The 21,295-nt window shown below is 44.6% G+C and carries 21 protein-coding genes and 2 pseudogenes; 8 read left to right on the top strand and 15 right to left on the bottom strand.

Translation table 11 applies throughout. The features are described 5' to 3' along the window. Positions 1–356: 356 nt before the first annotated feature. The 9 genes and pseudogenes from QUA47_RS30920 to QUA47_RS03360 all read right to left on the bottom strand — a co-directional run. Positions 357–539 (bottom strand): annotated as a pseudogene (locus tag QUA47_RS30920) (S8 family serine peptidase); the annotation flags it as partial. 290 nt (positions 540–829) lie between these two features. Further along, complete coding sequence (gene crn3, locus QUA47_RS03395; RefSeq protein ID WP_006635328.1) at positions 830–1,162, bottom strand: CRISPR-associated ring nuclease Crn3/Csx3; 333 nt, start codon at positions 1,160–1,162, stop codon at positions 830–832. A 43-nt stretch (positions 1,163–1,205) separates the two neighbouring features. Further along, positions 1,206–2,135 carry a DUF192 domain-containing protein gene (locus QUA47_RS03390; protein WP_333429714.1) on the bottom strand — a complete coding sequence of 310 codons (930 nt, stop codon included), beginning with the start codon at positions 2,133–2,135 and terminating at the stop codon, positions 1,206–1,208. 19 nt (positions 2,136–2,154) lie between these two features. Beyond that, the gene (locus QUA47_RS03385; protein WP_333429713.1) at positions 2,155–3,885 is read right to left on the bottom strand and encodes an NAD+ synthase; all 1,731 of its coding nucleotides are present in this window, start codon (positions 3,883–3,885) and stop codon (positions 2,155–2,157) included. A gap of 87 nt (positions 3,886–3,972) precedes the next feature. Next, the gene (locus QUA47_RS03380; protein WP_190734853.1) at positions 3,973–4,266 is read right to left on the bottom strand and encodes an isochorismate lyase; all 294 of its coding nucleotides are present in this window, start codon (positions 4,264–4,266) and stop codon (positions 3,973–3,975) included. A 70-nt stretch (positions 4,267–4,336) separates the two neighbouring features. Next, a complete protein-coding gene (locus QUA47_RS03375; protein ID WP_333429712.1) occupies positions 4,337–5,086 on the bottom strand; it encodes an NrtR DNA-binding winged helix domain-containing protein in 750 nt (249 codons plus the stop codon). Beyond that, the gene (locus tag QUA47_RS03370) at positions 5,047–5,646 is read right to left on the bottom strand and encodes a nicotinate-nucleotide adenylyltransferase (protein WP_333429711.1); all 600 of its coding nucleotides are present in this window, start codon (positions 5,644–5,646) and stop codon (positions 5,047–5,049) included. Before QUA47_RS03370 ends, QUA47_RS03375 begins: the two co-directional genes overlap by 40 nt. A 62-nt stretch (positions 5,647–5,708) precedes the next feature. Continuing rightward, positions 5,709–7,109 (bottom strand): nicotinate phosphoribosyltransferase, encoded by a 1,401-nt coding sequence (locus QUA47_RS03365; RefSeq protein WP_333429710.1) that lies wholly within the window; start codon positions 7,107–7,109, stop codon positions 5,709–5,711. A 197-nt stretch (positions 7,110–7,306) separates the two neighbouring features. Next, positions 7,307–7,501 (bottom strand): hypothetical protein, encoded by a 195-nt coding sequence (locus QUA47_RS03360; protein WP_333429709.1) that lies wholly within the window; start codon positions 7,499–7,501, stop codon positions 7,307–7,309. A 109-nt stretch (positions 7,502–7,610) separates the two neighbouring features. Here QUA47_RS03360 and QUA47_RS03355 point away from each other — a divergent pair, with 109 nt between their 5' ends. After that, positions 7,611–7,760 carry an isochorismate synthase gene (locus QUA47_RS03355; protein ID WP_190658982.1) on the top strand — a complete coding sequence of 50 codons (150 nt, stop codon included), beginning with the start codon at positions 7,611–7,613 and terminating at the stop codon, positions 7,758–7,760. 424 nt (positions 7,761–8,184) lie between these two features. Then, complete coding sequence (locus QUA47_RS03350) at positions 8,185–8,466, top strand: hypothetical protein (protein WP_333429708.1); 282 nt, start codon at positions 8,185–8,187, stop codon at positions 8,464–8,466. Between the two features lie 194 nt (positions 8,467–8,660). Here the strand turns inward: QUA47_RS03350 and QUA47_RS03345 are convergent. Continuing rightward, a pseudogene (locus QUA47_RS03345) lies at positions 8,661–9,900 on the bottom strand (ISAs1 family transposase). A gap of 584 nt (positions 9,901–10,484) precedes the next feature. Here QUA47_RS03345 and QUA47_RS03340 point away from each other — a divergent pair. The 4 genes from QUA47_RS03340 to QUA47_RS03325 all read left to right on the top strand — a co-directional run bounded on the left by QUA47_RS03340 (position 10,485) and on the right by QUA47_RS03325 (position 14,819). Continuing rightward, positions 10,485–11,063 (top strand): ferric reductase-like transmembrane domain-containing protein, encoded by a 579-nt coding sequence (locus QUA47_RS03340; protein WP_333429707.1) that lies wholly within the window; start codon positions 10,485–10,487, stop codon positions 11,061–11,063. 86 nt (positions 11,064–11,149) lie between these two features. After that, the gene (locus QUA47_RS03335) at positions 11,150–12,502 is read left to right on the top strand and encodes a WD40 repeat domain-containing protein (RefSeq protein ID WP_333429706.1); all 1,353 of its coding nucleotides are present in this window, start codon (positions 11,150–11,152) and stop codon (positions 12,500–12,502) included. A gap of 130 nt (positions 12,503–12,632) precedes the next feature. Then, positions 12,633–12,992, top strand: coding sequence for a DUF2470 domain-containing protein (locus QUA47_RS03330; RefSeq protein WP_333429705.1), 360 nt, complete (start codon positions 12,633–12,635; stop codon positions 12,990–12,992). A 189-nt stretch (positions 12,993–13,181) separates the two neighbouring features. Continuing rightward, positions 13,182–14,819, top strand: a complete 1,638-nt coding sequence (locus QUA47_RS03325) for an AAA family ATPase (RefSeq protein WP_333429704.1) — start codon at positions 13,182–13,184, stop codon at positions 14,817–14,819. Between the two features lie 204 nt (positions 14,820–15,023). Here the strand turns inward: QUA47_RS03325 and QUA47_RS03320 are convergent, their stop codons facing one another. Then, positions 15,024–16,103, bottom strand: a complete 1,080-nt coding sequence (locus QUA47_RS03320) for a DUF3616 domain-containing protein (RefSeq protein ID WP_333429703.1) — start codon at positions 16,101–16,103, stop codon at positions 15,024–15,026. A 515-nt stretch (positions 16,104–16,618) separates the two neighbouring features. On the opposite strand from QUA47_RS03320, the gene QUA47_RS03315 reads away from it, so the two are divergent. Next, entirely contained in the window at positions 16,619–17,722 is a 1,104-nt protein-coding gene (locus QUA47_RS03315; RefSeq protein WP_333429702.1) for a site-2 protease family protein, read from the top strand. A 172-nt stretch (positions 17,723–17,894) separates the two neighbouring features. Next, positions 17,895–19,286 (top strand): hypothetical protein, encoded by a 1,392-nt coding sequence (locus QUA47_RS03310; RefSeq protein WP_333429701.1) that lies wholly within the window; start codon positions 17,895–17,897, stop codon positions 19,284–19,286. Between the two features lie 88 nt (positions 19,287–19,374). On the opposite strand, the gene QUA47_RS03305 is transcribed toward QUA47_RS03310, so the two are convergent. The 4 genes from QUA47_RS03305 to QUA47_RS03295 form a co-directional block, all read right to left on the bottom strand. Further along, the gene (locus QUA47_RS03305; RefSeq protein WP_333429700.1) at positions 19,375–19,518 is read right to left on the bottom strand and encodes a hypothetical protein; all 144 of its coding nucleotides are present in this window, start codon (positions 19,516–19,518) and stop codon (positions 19,375–19,377) included. A 24-nt stretch (positions 19,519–19,542) separates the two neighbouring features. Beyond that, a complete protein-coding gene (locus QUA47_RS30915) occupies positions 19,543–19,656 on the bottom strand; it encodes a HAMP domain-containing protein (protein ID WP_190656026.1) in 114 nt (37 codons plus the stop codon). After that, positions 19,611–20,042: a hypothetical protein gene (locus QUA47_RS03300; RefSeq protein ID WP_333429699.1), complete on the bottom strand. Its 432-nt coding sequence runs from the start codon at positions 20,040–20,042 to the stop codon at positions 19,611–19,613. The genes QUA47_RS30915 and QUA47_RS03300 overlap by 46 nt, the downstream gene beginning before the upstream one ends. Positions 20,043–20,147: 105 nt before the next feature. Then, positions 20,148–20,330: a PDC sensor domain-containing protein gene (locus QUA47_RS03295; protein ID WP_333429698.1), complete on the bottom strand. Its 183-nt coding sequence runs from the start codon at positions 20,328–20,330 to the stop codon at positions 20,148–20,150. Positions 20,331–21,295: the final 965 nt, after the last annotated feature.

Raw genomic sequence — 21,295 nt, 5'->3', positions numbered from 1 at the left:
TGGGCGCCAGCAAAAAGACTGTACCTAGTTATGCTTTTATCGCTGTCAACATAACTTTGCCAACTTCATGCAGCAACTGTTGGATACTAGCCTGGAAACTCCCTTGGTATAGGACTTACTTGCGAGATCATGTTCCATCCTACTTGCTTGCTAAAATTTTGAATTTGACCTTGGCAAGTTCGACAACTAGAACCGCCGACTTTCTGCCAAATTTCTAACTGCGAAGTCAATCCATATTTGCCCTCCATTGCTGGATTGCATCCACATCCCATCACCGCGGAGGTTCGGACAAAACTGATTCGTGCGCTTGTATGGCGATCGACTAATGTTTCTGAATAGTTGCTGCCTAATTCTTTCTAGGCTATTATCCCATTTTGGTTGGCTGTTGTCGTCAAGATATACTCAACTTGAGCCGGAGTAAGAGTCGGATTGGTATTCAAAACCAAAGCCGCTATACGCGCTACGTGAGGGGTTGCGATCGATGTGCCGGTGTAGGTTTCGTAGGTGTAATAGCGAGTTGTAGAAAAGATATCTAGTCCAGGTGCAACTACCTAATCCACAGGTGTGGAACCTGCACGGTTAGAGAATTTATCTCTCCTGCCCTTTATATCAATTCGTCCCACAGCAATTCAGCAGCGCTCGGTATTCATAGCTGGATAGTCTGGTGCACAATAGTCTGGACGATTGATCCAAAACGCTCTAATTTAATCACGACTCTCCGGGATTTGTGGTGGAAACAGTAGTGTTAGCGTGTCGCTAACGCAGGTAAGATGCCCCCACCACGGGAAGTTTTATTTTTATTTATTATCAACTCAAACTTAGGAGAGTCTTAATCGCTCGGTAAACTCAATTTTAATACCTGTCCAACAGATACCTCGTGCTTGTGCGTCGCTACTACCACGGCACCTTCTAATCGCGGATCGTAACATCCAACCCAAGCCGCAGGATGACATTCGTGTACTAAATACCCGTACAGCCAAATTGCTCCTCTACCTTCAATGACAATTCCTTGGCTGAATTGAACGTCTTGAGGAAGTTTCAAACCTTGTAAATCATTTGGCGTGATAATACCGTCTTGAGTTGTAATACGCAAGCGCAAATGTTGGTAAGCTAAACCGTCTTGAGTTTGATTGGGGATTATTTTTAATTCAATAGGATTCATTGGATGCACAAATGTTGAAGGCTGCGATAAAATCATATACCTTTTAGGGTAAATTGGGAATCCGATCGCCAACTTTGAGTCCCAATTGGGCCGCCCTTCCGCCTCTTAGTTCGATCACTCCGTCAACGGGAACATCCGGGCCGTAGTTGGGGCAGGTTTCGGTCAAACACGGCGGTACGTTAGGAATTATCGCCTGCACTACGCCTTCCCGCAGAAAAACCATATCGAGTTCAATCAACACGTTTTTCATCCAAAAACGCACGTTTCGCGCTGGTTCGATCGGGAAAAACATTCCTCTGTCCTCCGGTAATTCTGTCCGAAACATTAAACCTGTGGCTTGTTCTTGGGGAGTTTGCGCCACTTCCAGTCCGATCGCGCGATCGGCTATAATCGTGTTAACCGAAATTGGCAAAAGCTGACCCCTATCTAGTTGGCCAAACAGCGACATAAAGTTGGATTCAGTCAGATTATAATTTCCCGAAACAACTCCTAAATATTTGCCCGAATTTTTATCTTTCATAATAGTTTGGTTGTCGGAAACAGAAAGCTCTAAATCGCTAAACTTCATGCCTTCTGTCAAGACAATTTTATCATTGCCGTTGCCAAAATCTGTAATTATATCGGCTTCAGTAATAGTAGATCCGGCGGCGGTTCTTTCAATCACAAATAAATCCTCGCCCGCGCCTCCTGTCAAGATATCCCCGCCTTCGCCGCCTATTAGCAAATCGTTACCCCGATCGCCAAATATCCAATCGGAGTCTTGTCCTCCATAGAGTGTATCGGTTCCCTGACCGCCCGACAGCGTATCAGCGCCTTCATTTCCTGCTAGCAAATCATTTTCCCGATCGCCAAAAATGCGGTCGTTTCCCCCCAAACCTTGAACAGTATCATTACCCGCAAATCCTCTAATCGTATCGTTGCTGAGAGCTCCCAGGAGAAAATCGAAGCCGAAACTACCGTCGATGTTAACCATTTTGCGTTTAATGATGCGTTTAATAGAATGAAGATTTGGCGATCGGCATCCGCCAACCGGTACCAAAAGCTCGATCGCTAATTTTCAAACCCGGGGCTGCTTGCCGCCGTTTAAACTCCGCTTGCCTCACTAATTTTACTACACGTTTAACCACGGCTTCATCGTGTCCTGCAGCGACAATTTGTTGGGCCGATTCGTGATGTTCGATCAACCGCTGCAAGATGTCATCCAAAACCTCGTAATCCGGCAAAGAATCTTGGTCAATTTGTCCCGGTTTCAGTTCAGCACTCGGCGCCTTACTAATAATATTAACCGGAATAATTTCGTTTTCCAACTCGGTCTGATTTTTTACATTCTCACTCCCAGAATTAAGCCACCTACAAAGCGAATAAACGCGAGTTTTCGGTACATCAGAAATCACCGCCAATCCCCCATTCATATCGCCGTAGAGAGTGCAGTAACCCACCGACATTTCCGACTTATTGCCAGTCGAAAGCAACAAAGGTCCAAACTTATTAGAAATGGCCATCAACAGATTGCCTCGAATCCGCGATTGAATATTTTCCTCAGCAATCCCGAAAGTTGTGTTGACAAACAAATTGGCGAGAGTGCGATCGTAAGTTTTCATCAAATCGCCGATCGGCAATAGTTCGATCGCCATGCCCAGATTTCGGGCTAATTCCAAAGCATCATTAACCGAATGATCTGAACTATAAGGAGAAGGCATCAGCACCCCTAGAACATTTTCGGGCCCGATCGCGCAACTGGCGATCGCCGCCACCAAAGCCGAATCTATCCCGCCGCTCAAACCGAGTACAACCTTAGAAAAACCGCACTTGCGAACATAATCTCGCACTCCCAAAACCAAAGCAGACCAAATTTCTGCATCTCCCTCGGCAGGGTAAAAACTCAACGGCGCAGCCTCACTTCCTGCTGCATTTTGCTGATGGCTGCCAACTAAATCTTGTTTAGCTGCGTCATATTCCAGCACCGCAAAATCAGTTTCAAAAGAAGCTAATACCTGAATTAAATCACCCTTTCGATTCACAGCAAAACTGCTGCCGTCAAAAATAATATCGTCATTTCCCCCTACCTGATTAGCGTAAATAATCGGTATCCCGCAGCGGATGACGCTGTGCTGCAACATCGCCGATCGCACTCCCCGCTTCCCCGCAGAATAAGGCGATGCCGACAAATTCAGCACTAAATCTACACCCAATTTTGCCAAATCGGAAATAGGATCGCCTGCGTAAGTGCGTTTACCCCAAAACTCCTCATTGTTCCACAAATCTTCACAAATTGTCACGCCGACTTTGAGTTCGCCAAGAGAAAAGTAATTGCTGTTTTCTCCCCGTTCAAAATATCTATCTTCATCAAATACATCATAAGTAGGCAACAAGCGTTTATGAAAAACTTGTTTGACGGCGCCATTTTGCAACAAAACAGCGCTATTAAACAATGATTTTCCGCCGAGTTTAACAGCATTAGCATTAGGTAAGGCAGTGCCAGCTATGACTGCCAACTCCGGTGGCAAAGCTTGCGCCAGTTGCAGCAACTGTGCACCTGCATCTGCAATGAAACTCGGATTGATTAACAAATCGCGCGGCGGATAACCGATCAGGGAAAGTTCCGGTGTTAGCAATAAGTTTGCGCCCTCAACCTCAGCTTTTTTCGCAGCCTCCAGAATTAGGTTGGAGTTGCCAAAGATATCACCAATAGTAGGATTGAGTTGTGCGATCGCAATTTTCATATCACCAAATCACTTAATAAATATTGCTAACAATCCGCCCGCGCGGACTCACTTTCCTATAGTCCTAGATTTGAATCTAGCAAAAACTTACTTAGATTTGTAATGTTTCAACTCTTCCTCAATATAATAATTTACCAAATCCCGGTAAATATTTTCAACCACATCAGGATTCAAACCCGACTCTTTAGCCCACTCGCGCCGCTGCTGTAACATATCGTGAAAGCGATCGAACGCTTTAACGCTAGCTTCACTCGTTTTGAACCTTGCTGCAGCGATGACGTATTGAAATCTCTTGCTCAAAGCCTCGATCACTTCTCGATCGATAATATCAATTTCCTCCCGAACTTCGTTAATATTAGCGCATTCATCAGGGTCTTTCATAGCCTGCACTCCTTAATAGCTTCTATTCTAATGTTACTAAATTGCTCCCCGAATGTCATCCAAGGAACAGCTAAATAAACACCAGCGGCTTATTTTTGAAAGGAGCAAAAGCGGCCGCATCAAAGCGGTACAAACTAGCAGGGCGGCCAGCCCCGCGCGAAACCTTAACACCGGTATCGCACAAAAAACCCAATTTTAACAATCGAGATCTAAAATTAGAATAATCCGAAAAACTTTCCCCCAAAATAGTTGTATAAAGCTGATACAAATCGCTCAAAGTAAAAAGCTCCGGCAAAACTTCAAAAGCTACCGGACTGTATTCAAGTTTGTTACGCAGTCGCCGGTATCCGTATTCGAGAATTTGATTGTGATCGAAGGCAAGCTGTGGAACTTGTTGCACGGGATACCAAGCAATGCCGCCGACGCGGTGGCCCACACCCGCGACTACACTCCCAGCAATTAACTCAGCTTCCTCAAAGCGAACCAAAGCAAAATAACTCACCGAAAGATAGCGATCGCCCCTGCTAAATTCCCGAGGATCGCGCCCCGGTTCTCCGAAAGTATACAATTGCTCCAGATACAAATTTTTTACCCGAATTTTCTCAGACAAAATCCGGTAAGCCGCATTTTCAAGAGACTCGCCCTGACGCACCAAAGTACCAGGAAGACTCCAAGAATCGATAAACGGTTCGTCTTGCCGCATTACCAACAGCACCAACAAGCGGTTCTGCACGGCATCGACGGAGAAAATCACATTATCTACTCCTACTTTAAAGTCAGCTAATGAGCAACCTTCGCCCTTTTTCGTGCCTCGTGCCATGCGTACAAATGCTCCCTATTGATGTAATCTTCGATGGTCGGAGTCAGAGCTTCCCTGTCTCCTGTTTCCCGATAGGAAGTAGAAGAAACATTGGGAGCACTCAAAGATGCGATCGCCACGTCTGCACCCATCCGCCTCAACTGCCACAAATCTAATTGTTCGGAGGGATAACCGGGTCGCGGTACTATCAGCAAGTCCACTTGTTTTAACAATTGTTCAAATTTGTACCAGCGAGACAGTTGCCCCACCAAGTCCGAACCTATTACCAGCGTCAAATCTGCATTCGGCCACAGCACTCTTGCTTGTTCCACAGTTTCTAGCGTCCTCGGACTGCTGAGTTCTGGATGCAAGCAAAGATTGTGTCGGGGCGAATTAATTTCTTGAATCATTAACAGCAGCATTGCCGATCGGTGTTCTAGAGAAGTTTGGTGCGACTTAAAAGGATTGTCCGACGCCCAAACTGCTACCCAATCAAAATGTTGGGAAAGCCAACTCAGAATTGTTTTGTGTCCTGCTGTGGGTGGATCGGCACTGGTTCCAAAAAGAGCAATCTTCTGCATAGGGAATCGGTAATGAGTAATGGGTAATTGTTGACTGTTGACTGTTGACTGTGGACTACTGACTAATGACTCTTTTTGGTTTTTTGGGTGAGACTCTGCAAATCTGGAGAAATTTCCACCTGCAGCGAAATTGGGTTGTCAAGTTGGCGAGTTTCGGGTCGAAGACTGGCGACAGAAGCAGCCGTTCGTTTGGCGATATCGTCCAAACTTTCCTCGTTCTGGACTCGTTTGCCGTCCTTGACAACCAATTTCATTAATGGTATAGAATCGCAATTCTTAATATTTTCTCCGGACAACGCCAAACAATCTCCGAGAATTTGCCCATTTTCAATATGTCTAAAAATTTGCTTTCTTCCTGGATATGTTACCTTGCCGCTTGCCTCTTTCATCACCGGAATTCCGTCAATTTCCACCAACTTATAAACACCGTTGACAGGGGAACCGCTGACCAACTTGGTTCCCAAACCGTAACCGTCAATGCAAGCGCCGCTACTTTTTAATTTCGCAATTTCTCGATCGTCCAAATCGCCGCTAGCAAAAATTGGAACGCCCGGAAGGATCGATCGAACTTCCCGAGACAGCACCGCCAAATCGCCCGAATCCAGCCGCACGCCTTCCAACTGCATTTCACCGCTGTTTACTCGATCGGCCAACATCCGCGCCGCCGCCACAGTATCATAAGTATCGATCAGCAGCGGCGCCCCCGGAAAATAGCGGTGAAAAGCTGCAAACGCCTGATTCTCGCTGCCTTCGAGGGCAGCCACAGCCATTACCAAAGCATGGGCGATCGTACCGACAGGCTTGCGGCCCAACTTCAAAGCAGCCAAAACATTAGAAGTTCCGTCGAATCCCGCAGCCAGAGCAGCCCTAGCCGCCCAAACAGCAGCTTGAGGCCCAAAAGCCCTGCGCGTCCCGAATTCAAGCAACTTAGCCTCCGGGCCCGCCACATCGCGCAGCCGCGCTGCCCGCGTCGCAATCAAAGTTTGATAATTTATGGTATTCAATAAATAAGTTTCCACTAACTGAGCCTGCCACAGAGGAGCCTCAATTCGCAGCAGAGGCTCGTTGGCAAACACCGCCGTCCCCTCCGGCACCGCCCAAACATCGCCAGTAAAGCGGGCTGTGGCGAGTAAAGTCCAAAATTGCTCCGGGGCGCCGGCAAAAATCCCAGTGGACTGCAAAGCCTGAATTTGCGCCGGCGAAAACCGAAATTTCTCCAAATAATCGAGAACTTGGGCCAAACCCATCGCGATCGCGTAGCCAAAACCCCCTGGCAGCCTGCGCGCGAATAATTCAAAACTCGCGACCCGCCCGTCGAGCCCTTCCCCGACATAACAAGCGGCCATCGTTAGCTGGTAGAGATCGGTCAAAAGGCTGTAATCTGCTGAAGAAACCGTTAGTTCCCGGTCTTCTAAGATTTCTTCAAAACCTGTGAGCTGCAGGCTTTCTGTGGTAGTTTTCATAAGAAAAACCCCGGACAAACTTCTTTTTTTTAATTATAGTGACAAACACCATATCTTTTTGTAAATCTTTGATAAAGATTACATATATTTGTCGGAGAAATTCGCTGATTATGCCCTTTCTTAGCGGATTTCGGTTAATTTGTACATTAATATTATGGTAAAACCAATATAAATATTTAATTTAACAAACTCAGGAATTAAGCACAAACACTCAAGCGTTCCGGGTTTTTTGCGAAAATATTTCCTTGCAGCCTTTGAATAGAGTTAGACAACCCGGTTTCTGAGCGTCGGGAGGGCGATCGCGACTGCTTGAGTTGACCAAGGAAAAATCTACCAGCAAAAGGTCGATCGTCCAACAATGCGTAATTCCTAAAACCTTCAGCTTGCTTCAATGTTGCAGACCAATAAGTAATTCAAATAAATATTGCTAAAGTCATCCATAGCCCAAAAATCCGAGTAATCTAATAAGTATCAGAACCCAGATTAAGAGAGGCAGATTCTATGAATCTTTCTAAATCTTTGACAAACGCGATGCGTTACGTTTCGGAAGCAGCGGTGCGGATTTTTAGCCCCAGCGATGACAACTATCCAAATAGTGGAGTTCAACCTTTTGAAGGTAAGCTCTCCAAAACTTCTAAATCGAGAGACTGAACAGCCATTCACGCAGTTTCTAGCGAGTTCGGCACAGGCATTCACTTTAACAGTCAACAGTTAACAATTAATTGTTGACTGTTAACTTTTGACTTGTGACTTGGACTGTTAATAGTAATTGTAGGTGGGGTTTCTCTTCGTTCTACCCAACCTACAATTACCAATCACCAATTACACTGAACTTCCCCAATTGACAAAAGGTATATTCAGTGTAGAGTAAGCTTTTAAAATAAAGATTTTGGCGTGGCTGATTTAGGGTATGAAAGGCTAAATATGCAAGTCATAGAAACCAGTATTCACAAAACTTCGGGATTTTCAAGTGATTTTTTTCATACCCTGATTAAGCAACGCCGACGTGAAGATTTCTGAGTTGAAAGCGAATTCTCAGGTTAAACAAGCTCAAGGCGAAGCTTAGTCGATTCGGGTGAAGGGAAATGCTCAAGCTGAAGCTTATCGCGCGGGTGTTGTGGCTTTGGGAGGTTCCGGTTATACGGCTTTGCAGTTAATGCAAATTATAGGCGATCGCAACGTGCGAGTTGTGCCGGATGTTGCGGTAACAGGCAACGGTAGCGGCGGCGGTTTGGTTGATGGTTTGCTGGGAATGATGATGTGGAATCAAACGAGCAAAAATGGAGAAAATGGCGGCGAGTTGCCGGTAGTTAACCTACAGAAATCGGAACCTGCGGCCAAGTTATCAGTACCCTAGGTGAATTCTGTTAAGCCGCCGGCATCTCCCGCTAATTCCCCTGTTGCGAATTCTGAGGCTGATATTGATTCGCGGTTTGATGAATTGCCGTTTGACGATCGATCTTTTAGTTAGGCTGGGCAGTTGGTATTGAGGACTTCAGTCCTCTCTTATCGAAAGGGGGTATTACCAGCAGGGTAAGCGCATCTCAAAGGCTATTGACAAGCGGGTTGAGAGGCATCATCATGGGGGAATAAACAAGCAGCGAGAATAGTCAGCATATAGTTATTATCCATAGCGGCGCGATTGGATTTTTGGCGATTACTACGTTTGCAAGATTGCTCCAGATTTAAAGCATTAAGAGCAATTCGTCGCAGCAAGGCTAAGTTTTGTGGCCCATGACCAGTACGGACGCGACAAGCATCTTCATTCCAGGTGACATCTAAAGTCCAATGCAGACCATTTTCAATACCCCAATGTAGACGGATAGCTTGCCCCAATTTATGAGCATTACATTCCAAACTCGTTAAATAAAACTGAACTTCATGGGTAGTTTTATTCCAAAGATGTCTGACCCGGACTACCATGACAACACATTGAAGACCAACCCAATCTTTTTGGTTATGTAAAGTTGGTAATTGAGAAATAGGAACACACCAACAGGATCGTTTTTCAGTCCGATGGTGACGCGATCTCTACTCGTTGGTCATAACTATGGATAATACCTTCAAACCCTTGAGACAATAGTTGCTCAAACCAATCTTTTACTTGTCCGTGGAGTGTAGGATGATTAGCTTTAAGGGCTAAAAGGTAATCAGCTTTAGCCTAAAAAATTTGGGATGCAATGGCTGTTTGCGTACCCATTGCATCAATCGTAATAATACATCCCGCCATATCTAATAACTCTAATTAGGCAGGAATTGCAGTAATTTCATTAGATTTATCTGCTACCTTTACTTGTCCTAAAACAAGACGATATTGACTCGACCAAGCGCTCACTAGATGTAAAGCTGATTTCCCCGGCTCTCTATCGTATGAGCCTTTGATAGTCTTACCATCAATGGGAATTACCTGCGCCCCTACTACCTCAACTATCGATTCTATCCAACGTCGAAAGCATTGCTCAAATACTTTGGGATTAATGCGTTCAAAGACTCGTCGAAATGTATCTGCACTTGGGATACCTCCTGGTAAAGCTAAAAACTGCTCCAACCATTCACATTTACTTAATCCATAATTTTCCATGTCTTCCCATCCATTACCTCCTGCAATTACTGACAATATTCCAACGCTCAAAATATCTGTTAATGTATGGACACGCGTTCTTTCTACACGAGGGTCTTTGATATCACCAAATACTAATGCCATTTTTTCTGTCAGTGCAGTCGCCTGAGCTATACTCAATCTTTTTGAGCTTTTAATCCTGTGTTTTCGAGATTTGAAACCTGATGCCATAAGACTGACCTGTTAAGTAAGATAGACACTTTTTTCTTACAAGCATACTACATAACATCTTTGATACTCAAATTGTCTCTATCAATCTACAAGTGGGTTCAATAATCTGTATTTTTAAATACAAAATTAGATGCGCTTACCCTGGTATTACCAGTTTGTAGTTGGGCGCGATACCTAGCAAAAAGTTCAGCTAATCTCCTCAACCCAAGGTCAGCTAATACTGACCTTTTTTTATAGCTAAAAACTAAACTTTTAACCAGCTATTTTGGCGAAGACTTTTTCTAAACTTCAAACTTAATTGACATGGCGATTTTAAAATGTTACTCTCGGCATATTGCGATTCCGTCCTGAGTGTGCTGGTTAAATTTCACTTTAGCCTCAAGGCTTTGCTAGGTAAGGCTTTGAGATTATTTACATCGGCTTGCGGGCAACTTGCTCAACTCGGGGCGATTGCCTTGAAATCCTAGCCAGCTATGGTGTAGGACACCAGAAAACTAATAATTTGGCACACTAAGTACGGAAGAGCAAGGCATATTTGGAGTTTACTTCCTTAGCAATTAGAGTAAGTTATGCAACTTTCACCGATGGATTTAGATACATTTTCTCAGGCGAGTCTCCTGGGATTCGCGGCCTTAGCAGGCTATATTCTGACACTGCTTCCCACAAATTTGAGAATTGTTTTCCCTGGAACAAAAAAAACTGGCTTTCCCCAATGGCTGCTGAAATATCGCCGTTTCATTGGTCTGATCTCTTTCTTTTTAGCTGTACTTCACGGATTCATCTTTTTCAAACAAAGAAACTTTGATATTTTTGATATCAAAACTTATTTTGTTTACTTCCAGGGAGTATCAACATTCATTATTTTTACTCTTTTGGCTATCACCTCTAACGATTGGAGCGTGAAAAGACTTAAGAAAAATTGGAAAAAATTGCAGAGTCTCACTTACCTTGCTATGTTCTTAGTAACCGGGCATATCTGGGATAAAATGGCCGGTCACTGGACATATTTAACGCCTGTTGGAATTGCAGCTATAACCGCCACAATAGTTTTATTTCTCGGTCGAATTTTGATTGAGCGGCAATCTAGACCACAAAAACATCAGCCAACAGAAGGCAAAGTAACAGTGCTAACAAGAGTCTTGGATAGTATTTCTCAAAGGTAGAATGCAGCCGAAAAATCTTCTATCAATTTCTGGGCTTGAAATCTGGAAATTTATTTTACATAAAGTGAGTGGTGGAGGCCATATTTATGATATCAAAAGCAGTTAAATGGAAAGTTTCAGCAGCCTGGACACTAACAGCGGTTGTAACTGCGGCGGGCATCGGCTGGTCTAGGTCGCTTCCGGAATTGGAAACAACTGTATCGCAGTTTAAATCGGGGCTGTTAACTCAATATTCTCGCAGTTTTAAAGATAATTCTGGGTGGATTTACGCGATCGCACTCAGTCCCGACGGCAAAACTTTAGCCAGCGGGAGTTATGGCGGCATTATCAAAATCTGGAACTTGGAAACCGGCAAATTACTTTACACCTTAAAAGCACATACCGATGCAATTGAATCCCTCGCCATTAGTCCTGATGGCAATGTTTTGGCTAGCGGGAGTTGGGATAACCGGATTAAATTGTGGAATCTCAAAACTGGCATACTCATCAATACCTTGAAAGGTCATGCGGATGATGTCAAGGCAATAAGTATCAGTCCTGATGGAAGGTTACTCGCTTCTGGAAGTACCGACAAAACTGTAAAAGTGTGGAATTTTTCCGATGGGAAACTACTCAGCACACTTCCAGATACAGACTGGATTAAATCTGTCGCTTTTAGCCCGGACAGTAAAATTTTAGCAAGCGGCAGCGAGAATGGAACTATTAAGATTTGGTGGCTTGATGATGGCGGCAATTACACCCTCACTGGGCATTCTGGGTCGGCGAACTCAGTTGCTTTTAGTCCTGACGGCAAAACTTTAGCGAGTGGCAGTGCGGATAAAACTGTTAAGCTGTGGCAGTTTACAAATGGCAAAGTTCTGCATACATTAACAGGGCATTCCGGCCCGGTGCAGTCAGTTGCTTTTAGCCAGGATGGACAGGCTTTAGCTAGTGGCAGCTACGACAAAACTATCAAGCTGTGGAACTTGAAAACAGGCGAACTGATGACAAATTTTGCGGATCATTCTAAGCCTGTTTGGTCAGTTGCTTTTAGCTCTCAAAATCCTGTTTTAGCCAGCGGTAGCGGAGATGAAACTATTAAGCTTTGGCCTGTACCTGTCCCGAGTGCGACTCAGGTTAATTCTCCAGCACCAGAGGTAGAGGCAGCACCTTCTGAAATTCTCTCCCCCGGTGAAATTGCACAGTTGAACCGGAAAGTTTACGACCAAATTGACAAGAGTTGGCGCTCGACTCCCACCTTCAAAACTTCATTAGTTTATCGGGTTGCCGTGAATGAAAAAGGGGTAATTATAGATTGTCAGCCGCTGAACCAAGCAGCGGCTGATTTTATTCGAGAAGTTTCTCTTTCTTCCTTTCGCCAGGCTGGGAAACATCAGCATTTTTATCAATTTAAGGTAGTGTTAAAACCCTCTGGGGTGCTTGAGGTCAGCCCGTGGTAAGGGTGAAATTACTCATACTAATTTTTTCACAAATTATGTAAAATTAAATTTTTTAAAATTAATGACGCGCTCGATATTATTGTCTTCTGGTTCTTCCTTATTCCTCCTTTTCTATCACTCATAACTCTTGATGCAATTCATCGCTCTTGAGAACTTTGTACCGATCGCAGTACAATCGATCGATATTGCATCTGAGGAATCTCCCATGTCAGAACCGTTTTCTACTGAGATTAGCGATCGCATCTGCACTCACATGAACGAAGACCACGCTAGTGCTGTCGTGCTATACGCTCAAGCATTAGGCGACCAACCAGAGGCAACAGAAGCTCAAATGCTCGCTATTGATGCCAACGGTATGGATTTAACCGCTAAAGTCAAGGACGAAACAGTGCCTGTCAGAGTTAAGTTCGATCGCACTTTAAAAGACGCCGAAGATGCTCACCACACTCTCATTGAAATGGTGAAACAAGCTCGAAAAGTTGCTAAGTAGTCACTTGCGGACTATCCTGTTATAATTTTAACGTTCGCAGTACAGACTTTAGTCCGCTTAAATAGTTGTTAAGGACTCAAGTCCTTACTACAAACCTTGACTCCGGTTAAATCCTTTTTAAGGGCTAAAGTCCTGACTGCCAACAAAATATTTAATAAAGTTGAATATACATCTAAAATATCAAATAAAATGACCGAAAATTACCCTCAATCCCGAGAATTAGATACCGTCAAGGGCAGTAAAAATAACCACTTCGACGCCCTGGTAAAGCGAATAGATTTGATGATTCGCGCCCGCTATTCGCTGCTGTACATTGTCGGCGTCGAGGAGGAACCGATCGAGGCTGTAATTGCCCAAGTAGCGCTGCAAGTAACTCCCGCGCGCCGGGTGTTGTTCTGGGATCTCGTCCGCGGCTGGGAAGATAATGCTTCTGGGAAAGGTTCGGTAATGGCGGCGCTCGATCGCGTCAGCAAAACTGCTGTTGAAGAATATACCATATTTGTACTGCGGGATTTGCACCCTGTTTTGAAATATCCATACAGCGAAAAAAATGCGGCGGTAGTGCGGGAATTGCGGAATTTAACGCGGGAATTGAAGCGCAGCAAAAAAACTATAGTTCTTACTTCTCACACGCTGGAATTGCCGGAGGAATTGAAAGAAGAAGTAACAGTAATTGATTTTCCTTTGCCCAACGTCCAAGAAATCGACAGTTTAATTTCCCACGTTGTGGAAAAGCCGCAACAGTTGCAAGTTAGCGGTTTAGCAAGGGAACAGTTGGTTAAAGCTTGTCAGGGTTTGAGCCGCGCTAGAATCGGGCGGGTTTTGGCTAAAGCTTTGGCCGCCAAACAGCAAATTAACGAGTCAGATATTGACGGAGTTTTGGAGGAAAAACAGCAAGCAATTCGCCAAACGGGCATTTTGGAGTTTTTCAACTCCCGAGAATCCCTAAAAAGTGTGGGCGGATTGGAGAATTTGAAGCAATGGGTAAAGATGCGGCAAGATGCTTTTACTGACGAAGCGCGTCGCTACGGCATACCGAATCCGAAAGGAGTTTTGTTAGTAGGAATTCAAGGCACAGGCAAATCTTTATCTGCGAAAACAATCGCCTCAGAATGGCGTTTGCCACTGTTGCGATTGGATACTGGGAGATTGTTTGGCGGCGTGGTCGGGGAAAGCGAAAGTCGCGTCAGGCAAATGATACAATTAGCAGAGGCGATCGCACCTTGCGTTTTGTGGATCGATGAAATAGATAAAGCCTTCGGCAACATTATCAGCGGTAGCGACGGCGATTCGGGAACTTCGCGCCGGGTATTCGGCAGTTTGATTACTTGGATGCAGGAAAAAACCAGTCCGGTGTTTATTGTCGCAACTGCAAATAACGTCAGGATTTTGCCGGCTGAGTTGCTCAGAAAAGGCAGGTTTGATGAAATTTTCTTTTTAAATTTGCCCTCTGAATCGGAACGGCAAGATATTTTTAAAGTGCATTTGCAGCGTTTGCGGCCGACTAGATTGCGCGAGTTTGATTTGGGGGTTTTGGCGAAACGCGCTGAGAATTTTAGCGGTGCAGAAATTGAACAAGTGGTAATAGATGGGTTGTATCGGGCGTTTGGAACTTTTGTAAACGGACAGCGCCGGGATTTGATGACCGAGGATATTTTGAGGTCGATCGAGGATACTGTACCTTTAGCTGCGATCGCGCGATCGCAAATTGAAGATTTGAAGCGCTGGGCGGCGGAAGCGGGCGCGAGAACAGCATCTAACGATACTCACTTAATTGATGAATTGAAACGCTACAGCCAGCGGCGGAGGGATGCGATCGACAATTGACCCCACTTGTAGGGTGCGTCAGTTAAGGTCTAATTAATTCTCCCAAAAATCCCATCACACGCACCTTCCTAATCGCATGGTGCGTCATTTCATGGCAGATTAATTCTCCCAAGTATCTCCCCTTCTGACGCACCCTACTACTGCTAGTAGCCTACAATAGTTTATGGACAGTTATCTTAAACCTTTTTAGCGAAGACAGCGCCACTACAAACCTAACCTAAAAATATCCGCAAGAATACCATTTTTCTCAACCATTCTCCCCGCATCCGGCGAATCATAAACCACTAACAGCGAATTCTGCTCCCCCAAATATGGAAACAGGCTCAACCCCTCAGCATTGTCCGTACCAACCTTAAAAGGCAAGTCAAACAATACCTCCAAATCTCCCCCATCTTGTCCAGTAATACTGTCGCCCGATCGCCCTAATATCCCCTTTAACCGAAAAACCCTCATCGCCCCCGATAAAGTCATCGTCGGCCCGGCTAAAACAATCAAATCTTCCCCGTTCCAGCACAATTCTCGCACCCCCAAACCGTTCAAATCAACAAAATGTTTCTTGTAAAACTTGCCGGCTTCACCAATAGCCTTTAGCTTTAAAACCCCCTGTTTAGACTCTTGCACTTCTATTTCTAAAATTATCGCCCAACCCCGCAGTACAGGTCCCCGTAAACCAAGAAAAATCCGATTGCCGCGCACCGCCAATCCTTCAATATCAAAACCATTTTCTTTACTAGGAATCGGCACAGATAAAAATAGACCGAGATGGCTGTCATCTTTCAGCGCATCAGTCAGCAAATTCCCCGTTTTTGTCGGCTGAAGGTATCCCGCTTTCAGTTGGTTTTTGGGATTTTCCGGATGGGAAATTGACTTGCACAAACTCCCGTTTTTTACAGGAATTCGTGCCAGCAAATAACGGTTGACCTCCGTTTCTATTTTGGCTAAATTTTGAATGTCTTTATTCGGGTCTTGGCCTTTAGCTTTCTTGCGTTTGGTGCTGTGAGAAGCCACAAACCAAAGATAATCGCTGTTGAAATCAATTCCTTCAATATCGATTTCACCAGCTTGTTCGGAAAAATCGATAAAATCGGCGATCGCAAATCTTTGATGTTCTCCAAAAATATGAGGCCCGACAGGCGACAAACGCTCGATCGAAGTCGTTTCATCGGAACCCAGCCACAAATGACCATCGGGAGTTAAAGCAACAGCGGATAAGTCTGTAATAATATCAGCCGCTTCGCTGTTGAATTGCAGCAGCAGCCGGCCGAGCAAAAAAGATTCTGGCATAATTATTAGCACCAAAACTATTCTTAGGGTAAGTCATTATAGCTAAAGTTGCTTGAAACTGATATCTTGCCACAGTTGTAATAGTCAGCCGGGGGATTTATTCCCCCTCTCAAAGCTGGCATTCGGTTAAAAGTTAGATGTTGCACCATTCTCAATAAGGCTTTTATGGGCGGGCTAGGAGCAACGGCCCACAAGAAAGAAAATTCATCTGTTGTGGAACAGGCATCTTGCCTGTTCATGACAGAGGTGCAAGATGTGAGTTAAAACCCATTGAAAATTAAAACAGAAAACTAAAACAAATATCCTCCTCAAGTCTCATAGCGAGAACTTCCGTTTTGAGATAAAGATTTTTAACCCCTAGCGGGCCAAACCGCAGTCGGCGGTGATTATTCCGCAAACCGAACCTCCACAGACGGATAACACCCTAATTGAAGCATTAACATCCCCGTTACGTTTCGTTACGATAAGGAGACAGAGAGAAAAACCTCTCATTCGTAAAATCAGAGGTAGCCATTATGAACGGTACATTTCGCGTCGGCAACCTGTTTGGGATTCCCTTCTTTGTCAACGCATCTTGGTTTTTAGTTCTGGGTTTAGTAACCTGGCAGTACGGCGGCGCACTAGCTGCCCTGTTTCCCACATTGGGCCCCGTAGCGCCCTGGATGCTGGGATTATTCACAGCGTTACTGTTATTTGCTTCCGTCTTAGCCCACGAATTAGGACACAGTTGGGTAGCCATTAAACAGGGAATTGGCGTGAAATCGATTTCGCTATTTCTGTTTGGCGGACTGGCTAATTTAGAAAGAGAATCTAAAACCCCAGCCGAAGCATTTTGGGTAGCGATTGCAGGCCCGTTGGTGAGCTTATTGTTATCCGGTTTGTTAACAGCGATCGGCATCGGTGCTGGTCTCACAGGCCCCGCAGGCGCCATCGTCGGACTTTTAGCTTCCATCAACTTAGTTTTAGCCTTATTTAACTTAATTCCCGGTTTGCCCCTCGACGGCGGCAACATCCTCAAAGCGATCGTCTGGAAAATTACTGGCAACCCTTACAAAGGTGTAATTTTTGCTAGCCGCGTCGGTCAAATAATTGGTTGGATTGCCATTGCTACAGGCGTATTCGGCAATATTTGGAATCTAGTAATCGGTTGGTTCTTACTGCAAAATGCCGGTCAATCTGCCCAATATGCCACAGTCCAAAATAAACTGGCAGGGCTGACAGCCGCAGATGCTGTGACCCCCGAAAGTCCGATCGTCTCCCAAGACTTGTCCCTCAGAGAATTTGCCAACAACTACGTGATCGGTAGCACTCAAACCTGGCGCAGGTTCCTGGCAACAGATGATGCCGGACAATTGGTAGGGGCGATCGACCTTGATGACCTCAAAACCATTCCTACCGGAACCTGGCCCCAAGTTTTAGTTAAAGAGCTCCTGAAGCCGATCGAGTTTTCCACAACCGTCAAACCAGAATTATCTCTCCTCGAAGTAGTCACCCTCCTGGAACAGCTAAAAGTACAAGAACTCCCCGTCATTCGCGAAAACGGCGTCCTCGTAGGACTTGTAGAAAAAGCTGAAATTGCCCGCCTGCTACAAAGACGAGCCGAAGCGAACCCTGCTTGATCTTCTCAGATACTTGACAAATAACAGTTAACCCCCTCGATTTCCGCTTACCAAAAAGGCGATCGGGGGGGTTAACTGTAGCTGGACAAAAGCCAAGTGAAACACTAAATTATTAGCTGCAAATCAAGGATGATAACTATAATAGTGTATTGATCATCTGAGCGAGGACGCTATGCCATCTCAGCACTTTTCCTCTCAATCCGAAACAACAGAGTCAAAAGTTCTGCCTGCTCTGACAAACAATGTATTACCAGAGGATCTCGCCCCTCAGCCAACAGCTCAATTACAAAAATCAGCGCTGACGGTTTCCGCAGCTCAAGATATCATTTACAAATTTTTTATATATCACATCAAAAACTCGGCTTCCGAAGTAGTTTGGCAACAATTTCAAAACATATTTATCCAATTAATTCCTCCAGCTAACCCCACATTAATTCAAGCTTTAGACACAATAATTAAATTTGACTCTCAACTCGAATTTAACTACTTATTTACACGCTGCATTTACATCTTATTAAATAACTGGGTCACTCAGAAACAATACCAACTGGCTCGCGACTTAATTAACATTATTAGCGATAGAACCCTTAGGGAACCCCACCCCGACAATTGTCTCAAAATACTGAGAGTGTGGCTGAGCAACTTTCTCAGCAGCAAAGACTATGAAGAGCTAAAGTTATTTGTATTAAAGTACGATGACTACCAGCCACTACAAAATCACTGGACTTCTCGCTATCAGCCTTATTTGCTAGCCGCTCAATATCTAGATGCTAACAACACCCCCGAAGAACGCCAAGCTGCCAGACTATTGTCGCAGCAGCTCAAAGAAAAATACAAGTTTGACCTAGCAATGTATACCTCTCGCTCTCAGTCTGCTACATCCCAATTAAATAATTATCATAATCCCACACTTTTAGGAGATGAAGCCCTGCGTTTAATCAAAATAATTTTGGTCAACCGCGGCTCCTTAAGCTATCGCAGCTTAGCAAATATTTTTCTTAGAGAAACTCAAAATATTACTTACAAGCAGTTTAAGGACTATCTAATTAAGTATTTATTTAATTACCAATCTAAACTTTTACGTACTGATATTTACCAAGTGAGAATAATTAATATTTTAGAGACTTTTCATCCAGAAAATGACGGAGACACTTTGAGCACTGGCCTGCAGCTCAGAACTTGCAATTATCTAATCAAATGTTTGACTGTGGAAAATTCCGGGAAACCAACAGCCTTATTTCTACTGTTCGCCACTCAACTAAATCCTTTAACACTAGCAATTCTAATTCTCAAATTTATTTTAATTTCACCCCATTCTAGAACCTACTTAGAACTTTGTTGTGCCAGATTAATTCAATACTATCAAGATGACTCGGCTACTGAATGTGAGTGGCTCATTAATTTTTTAGAATTGAGCCAGATAGCTCTAACTATTTATGGAGACAATGTTCAGTATAATTTAGTGAATATGTCAGACAAGCCTGAAGAAGAGCAGTTGTTGATTGATATCAATAACTGTAGAATATTTTCTCAACACAAACAAATTACAAAATATCAAGAATAGTTATCAGTCATCATTCATCAGTCATTAGCTGCGCCTTGCGTGCCCGACAGCAAGTTTATAGGATAAAGTTTTCCGGGAACAGTGTTCGCTAATTTATATAAGCTTGATAAGCTTGTGGTAGCTCTTCGGCGCTAGCATCGGGCATTTCTCCCCTACCCAATATTTGCTCTCGCGCCGAATTGATGAAAATAACTGCGCCGCCCGGAGTTATCGTCGAGACTCCAACAGGCAAATTTTCTACCAGTTGGACAAATTTTTATTCACTTTGTGCCAAAGCTGGAAAAAACTTTTTCAGTTGAGCTGCCATCTCGTTGAAAGACTGCGCTAATTCGCCGACTTCATCAAGCCTACTGACAGTAACAGCACGCACTTTCTGGCGGCGATATCTTTAGCTGCTTCGTTGAGCTGCTGCAGCGGCAGCGTTACCCACCTAGCTGTCAGCACTCCACCAATTGTCGATAGCAGCAGCGCCGCCGAACAAAGTAAAATTGTAGTGCGCGTATTTTTGTTAATTTGCCCCATGAAATCGGATTCGGGAACTGCGATCGCAATCAGCCAGTTCAAACCGTAACTATCAGAAAACCGCAGCACTTCCACAAAATCTTCCTGCCCGTCTCCCCTAAATTTCAGTTGCTGCCGCTGCTTAATGTCGCCAAAGCCCCCGAAGTGTTCGTACAAATATTTAGCTGCGGTGCGAATGACAGGAGTTTGGCTGTCTAAAAGATTCACCCGCTGCCGTTGCTGCTTTCTTGGCATCTTTCTAAAGGGTGATTCTTGACTTGAACTGGCAACCAGCAAGCCCGATCGTTCGATCGCGAAAATTTGTCCCGTTTTGCTAAGCTTGATGCGATGGAGATATTGCTAAAGCCCCGAAAGCGAAAATTCTACGGCACTACCTCCCAGCAATTTACCATTTCGATCGCGCATCGGTTGGCTGGCAGCAATAAAAACAGTCCCGCGAGTAAAACCAGGATAAATACTCGTCCAAATCGCTTTGTTTGTTCGCTGCGACAGCTTCTTGGTACCAGGGGCGCAGGCGGGCATCGTAGGTTGCTGGTTCTGCCTTTAATTTAGCGGTGCGCGTGCCTAGGCTGTCTGTAGCTTAGTATATGTTGTCAGAGTTGGTAGACTTGTTAGCGGCGACAATTTGCAAGCTGTTATCCGTGGGTTGCGCCAAATGCCGAGATATTCTCCTGATTTTTCAGCACCGAAGGATATCCATTGAATGCTTTTAAAACATCGCATTTGCTGCCAGAGGAACTTCTCTCCCCGAGGCTAGGGCCTTTCTAACTGTAAGTTTAATTCACCGCGGTCGATCGCTTCAGCGTTAAGTTTATTTACCCACTGCGTAGGTTCGAGAAAAGAAATCAGCTTTTCTTCAACTCTCTTCCCCGTCTGGGCAATCAATTTCTCGGCGAGCTCTTCGACTGCTTTGTCTCCGTTGCGAAAGGGCGAAAGGACAGATACCCGACAATCTCGACTGCTGCGACGATTTGCAGCACAAAAGAGGCCACTAGAAGGCGACGCAGGGAGATTTTTGTTTGGTGTTGAGAAGTTTTACTCGCGAATCGGGGCAACGGCATAGGCTGGTGACTAATTGCTCCCTAACACTTTAACTGTTCCTGCCTGTAATTTCACTTAGGGGCGATCGAGGTGTTTCCTTGCCCTCAAAACCCCTCCCACACAGACACAAATCAGGAGCAAGCACGAGACTTATACAATTTTAGATTTTAGATTTTAGATTTTAGGTTAAATAATTGGGAATGAATCATGAAGCTCGTGCTTTCGAGCTTCGCTAAAGTTGCATTCTTTTTTTTAACTGGTATGACGCAGTGTTAGCGGAGAATACCTCTGCCATTTTCTTGCTTTAGTGGGTTTCCTAGCTCAACCAAACCTAATTCTTCCTTCAAACCTCTTCGGTTCATCAATTACATCCGTTAAATCCCGTACACAATTGGCTGCAGAACTTCTCTTCAACAGCTACGCGGAAAATCCCCCGCTTGTCCACA

The organism is Microcoleus sp. MON2_D5 (assembly GCF_036701905.1).
Classification (GTDB): domain Bacteria; phylum Cyanobacteriota; class Cyanobacteriia; order Cyanobacteriales; family Microcoleaceae; genus Microcoleus.
Note: the sequence above shows the minus strand (reverse complement) of the source record. Positions and strands in the feature narration are given on the sequence as shown.

Bases quoted from the DNA above. Each gene is read 5' to 3' on its own strand.
- QUA47_RS03365 (WP_333429710.1), bottom strand. From the start codon at position 7,109: ATGAAAACTACCACAGAAAGCCTGCAGCTCACAGGTTTTGAAGAAATC.
- QUA47_RS03380 (WP_190734853.1), bottom strand. From the start codon at position 4,266: ATGAAAGACCCTGATGAATGCGCTAATATTAACGAAGTTCGGGAGGAA.
- QUA47_RS03300 (WP_333429699.1), bottom strand. From the start codon at position 20,042: ATGCCAAGAAAGCAGCAACGGCAGCGGGTGAATCTTTTAGACAGCCAA.
- QUA47_RS03315 (WP_333429702.1), top strand. From the start codon at position 16,619: ATGAACGGTACATTTCGCGTCGGCAACCTGTTTGGGATTCCCTTCTTT.
- crn3 (WP_006635328.1), bottom strand. From the start codon at position 1,162: ATGAATCCTATTGAATTAAAAATAATCCCCAATCAAACTCAAGACGGT.
- QUA47_RS03295 (WP_333429698.1), bottom strand. From the start codon at position 20,330: ATGCCCGCCTGCGCCCCTGGTACCAAGAAGCTGTCGCAGCGAACAAAC.
- QUA47_RS03320 (WP_333429703.1), bottom strand. From the start codon at position 16,103: ATGCCAGAATCTTTTTTGCTCGGCCGGCTGCTGCTGCAATTCAACAGC.
- QUA47_RS03355 (WP_190658982.1), top strand. From the start codon at position 7,611: ATGAATCTTTCTAAATCTTTGACAAACGCGATGCGTTACGTTTCGGAA.
- QUA47_RS03310 (WP_333429701.1), top strand. From the start codon at position 17,895: ATGCCATCTCAGCACTTTTCCTCTCAATCCGAAACAACAGAGTCAAAA.
- QUA47_RS03335 (WP_333429706.1), top strand. From the start codon at position 11,150: ATGATATCAAAAGCAGTTAAATGGAAAGTTTCAGCAGCCTGGACACTA.
- QUA47_RS03325 (WP_333429704.1), top strand. From the start codon at position 13,182: ATGACCGAAAATTACCCTCAATCCCGAGAATTAGATACCGTCAAGGGC.
- QUA47_RS03390 (WP_333429714.1), bottom strand. From the start codon at position 2,135: ATGGTTAACATCGACGGTAGTTTCGGCTTCGATTTTCTCCTGGGAGCT.
- QUA47_RS03370 (WP_333429711.1), bottom strand. From the start codon at position 5,646: ATGCAGAAGATTGCTCTTTTTGGAACCAGTGCCGATCCACCCACAGCA.
- QUA47_RS03330 (WP_333429705.1), top strand. From the start codon at position 12,633: ATGCAATTCATCGCTCTTGAGAACTTTGTACCGATCGCAGTACAATCG.
- QUA47_RS03375 (WP_333429712.1), bottom strand. From the start codon at position 5,086: ATGGCACGAGGCACGAAAAAGGGCGAAGGTTGCTCATTAGCTGACTTT.
- QUA47_RS03340 (WP_333429707.1), top strand. From the start codon at position 10,485: ATGGATTTAGATACATTTTCTCAGGCGAGTCTCCTGGGATTCGCGGCC.
- QUA47_RS03385 (WP_333429713.1), bottom strand. From the start codon at position 3,885: ATGAAAATTGCGATCGCACAACTCAATCCTACTATTGGTGATATCTTT.